Source organism: bacterium, from assembly GCA_021108215.1.
Lineage (GTDB): Bacteria > Oederibacteriota > JAAXVQ01 > JAAXVQ01 > JAUVAV01 > JAIORK01.
This window is the reverse complement of sequence record JAIORK010000062.1, coordinates 1-3604: the sequence shown is the minus strand read 5'-3', so window position 1 is coordinate 3604 and position 3604 is coordinate 1. Positions and strand designations below refer to the sequence as shown.

Annotated in this window: 1 protein-coding gene; it reads left to right on the top strand. The window is 42.5% G+C overall.

What is annotated here, in order from left to right:
* Positions 1 to 519: 519 nt before the first annotated feature.
* Positions 520 to 3552, top strand: a complete 3033-nt coding sequence (locus K8S19_13640) for a T9SS type A sorting domain-containing protein (protein MCD4814720.1) — start codon at positions 520 to 522, stop codon at positions 3550 to 3552.
* The last annotated feature ends 52 nt before the right edge of the window (positions 3553 to 3604 follow it).

Here is a 3604-nt window from a genome sequence, read left to right as displayed (position 1 = left end):
CCTCCACTGCATGACTTAAATATATTGGGGGTTGACATTACCCATAGATAGGGGCGATTCATGAATCGCTACCTACCGTAATGTGGGTTGCAATCACCAGCGTTTGGTATTGGGACAATCGTACGTGGTTTCAAATCCGTAGTAACAAAACGTATTAATAAATTGCGCAACAATCCCGGTATTTCCATTTGGCAACGGAATTATTATGAATATATCATCCGAAATGATACCGAATTTATCGTGCCAGCGCGAACACAATGGGCATCCTGCCCGGTGAATGCCAGGTAAGTCTGTGGATTTTTATCATGATTCAAAAATGTATTATTGATAATCTAGAATTGGAAAAGGACAAGGAAAATCCGGGAACAAGCATTCCTTGAAAATAATAAAAAAAATGTAATAATGATGCATGGATTTTTGTGCAAGTGATGTCTAAAATAATTATAGGAGTGTAGTTTCATTGATGTCCGATTTTGGATACAATATACTCCTGCAAATAACCTACCGAGGGGATAAAACATGAAAAAAATATTGATTATATTGTGTGCTTTACTTTTTCCTGTATTGGTTAGTGCCAGTGATTGGCAATTTCAGGGAGTGCCGGTTTGTATAGATGCGAGTGATGCAGCGGGGGTGTCGATGATTGAGGATGGTGATGGTGGTGCGATCATGGTCTGGATCGATGGACGGTATAATGGAAGCGTTTTTGTACAAAAAATAAATGCATCTGGGGAACCGCAATGGACGGATGATGGGGTAGCTGTTTGCACTGTTGGGAATATTGCATATGCTTCATATGGCGAGTATAATCCGCGTTTAGTAAGTGATGGGTCAGGTGGAGCAATTATTGTATGGTGTGATTATAGAAATGGTACCAACTGGGATATTTATGCGCAAAGAATTAACGCAACTGGTAATGCAGAATGGACAGTGGATGGCGTGGCTATATGTGTCAATGCCACCCAAGATGTCTGTGTTGAGATGACAAAAACTGATAGTAACAATGTAATTATTGTTTGGAATCATTTTGGAGGTATTTCAAATAATTTTGCACAAAAAATTAATTTTTCCGGTGCGGTGCAATGGACAACAAATGGTGTTCAAATGACCCAGTCAGGAGGGCAATGGCAAGATCCGGTAAATTATGGTCGTGGTGTTGTGACGGATGGCGCCGGTGGAGCAATAATTGTATATGGGCAAAATGATCCTGTTGGCACAGTTAACTTATATACACAAAAAATTAATTCTTCCGGTGCGGTGCAATGGAATTGGTTTGGAGTTACACTGTGTGCTTTGGCTTCTACTCCGACTTATCATGGTGATATTTCCAGTGATGGCTTTGGAGGCGCGGTGTTTGTTTGGGGAGACCAGAGAGGAACTGGAGAGGGGATATATGCACAAAGGATTAATAATTCCGGAACTGTTTTGTGGACGGAAAATGGTATTTTTGTAACTTCGACAAGTGCTCAGACAAATGCTGAAATTGTTAGCGATGGGTCAGGCGGGGCGGTTTTATTATCGGATGTTTCAGAACAAGGATATGATCTTTATGCCCAAAGAATTGATTCGGTTGGTACAAAACTATGGAATCAAACAGACTCAGGAATTCTTTTGTGCTCGAAGTTTAATACGGCTGATGCATATGACACAGCGCGAAATATTGTCAGATCGGATGGTGGGGTAGATATTGTTTTTCGAGATTCTAGCTATAATATTTTCGCCCAAAAAAGTGATTTGCTTGGGAATGTAGAATGGTCGTCACCTAATGGCGTTTCGGTTTGCGTTAGAGATGAATACCAATGGGAGTCGAAAATTGTCAGTGATGGATTGGGTGGGGCAATTGTTGCCTGGGTTGATGAGCGCAATGGAAACAAAGACATATATGCCCAATCAGTGAAACCTTTGCATATGTCAAGTGCAGAACCTTTTTATAGCCTGCCGGGGAAAATATTTAATGCATCTATTTCAGGAACCGGGTTTGTGCATCTGCCGGAAATAAAAATTATCAAACCGGGAGGCCAGGAAGTTACAGCTACCAATGTTGTGCAAGCTGTTTATGAGTTGATTACATACACTTTTGATACCACCGGGCTTGTGCCCGGAGTGTACAGTATTCAAACCTCACTGAATGAGTATTCCGCATCCTTGAGTAATAGTTTTTTTGTGCTGGAGCAGGTTATACAACCCGGCGAATGGCACATAACTGACCGGGGTCAGTTGGGGAATCCTTCTTTGGCTGGTTTTTTCTATGGCATTCAGGTAAGCGACGGAGACAATGATGGCTATCAGGAAGTTTTTGTTGCGAACCGCGATCAGAAAATATTCTATCTGGACAATTATACTTCCGGTTGGAATATTACGTCCTTGCCAGATTCGCCTATGGGAGAAAATTGCAGCAGCTTGGTGGTCTGTGATGCAGATCATGACAATGAAAAAGAAGTCTATGTAGCGACATTGAGTAATAATATATATCAATTTAAGGGAACAGGCTGGGTGCGAACTACGGTTGGGACGACTACGGAAAAAGTGTATTCGCTGGCATACGGTGATGTAGACCTGGATGGTGTGTTGGAAATTTATGCAGCTTGCGCGGATGGGAATATATACAAATTTATGAAAAAAACCACGTGGGAAAGAACAACAGTCGGGACAGCGCCAGATCAGGTTTTTGCGGTTGCTGTGGGTGATGGCGATAGTGATGGATTGGCGGAAGTTTATGCAGCCTGTGCGGATAACAAAATCTATCAATATGAGTACAATGGAACAAGTTGGTCAACTTCTGAAGTGGGATCAGGTTCAGGTGATATGTATGCTGTTGCGACAGGTGACGGCAACCGGGACGGACAGAAGGAGGTTTATGGTGCCAATGAAGACGGCAAAGTCTATCAGTTTAAATGGCTGGTATCTTCGTGGGCTAAGTCGGAAGTCGGTCAGAGTACTCTGGAAATGTATGATGTGAAAATTTGTGATGCGGATAACAGCGGTGAAAATGCCGTTTATGCTGCTTGCGGAGATGGTCATGTCTATCAATTCAAAATGCAGTCAACACAGTGGGTGAGTGCAGACCTCGGAGATGCCGGAACGCCGCTTTATAAATTGGATGTTGGTGACGGTGATAATGATAATCAATTTGAAATTTATGCAATCGGTGAAGATAATCATGTGCGGGAGTATAAAGTAAATACATTGGTGGTTGGCACAGCCACACCCACCCCGACCGCAACGCCCACAGCAACTGCAACACCGATTCCGGGATTTGGCGGAAAGGTTATTTCTAAAAAATATATTTATGCGGCACCCAATCCGGTTCGGGGTAATATTGCGAAAATTGTTATTTTTACCAATCAACCTGCTGAAGTCAGCGGTATATTATATACCACCAGTAACCAAGAAGTTCTTTCCTTTAGACGGTATTATGGATCAAGCGGGAAGCATGAAGAACACATCAATGTGAGCAATCTTGCCAATGGGGTTTATTTATTGTTGGTGAAAGCTAAAGGCGCAGATGGAACCAAGGAACGTGTTATTAAAAAGATCGCTTTGGTGAAATGAGCGCCAAGCAAGCTGTTGCCATACCAGTCAGTTGATCTTGCGCCACAAACAG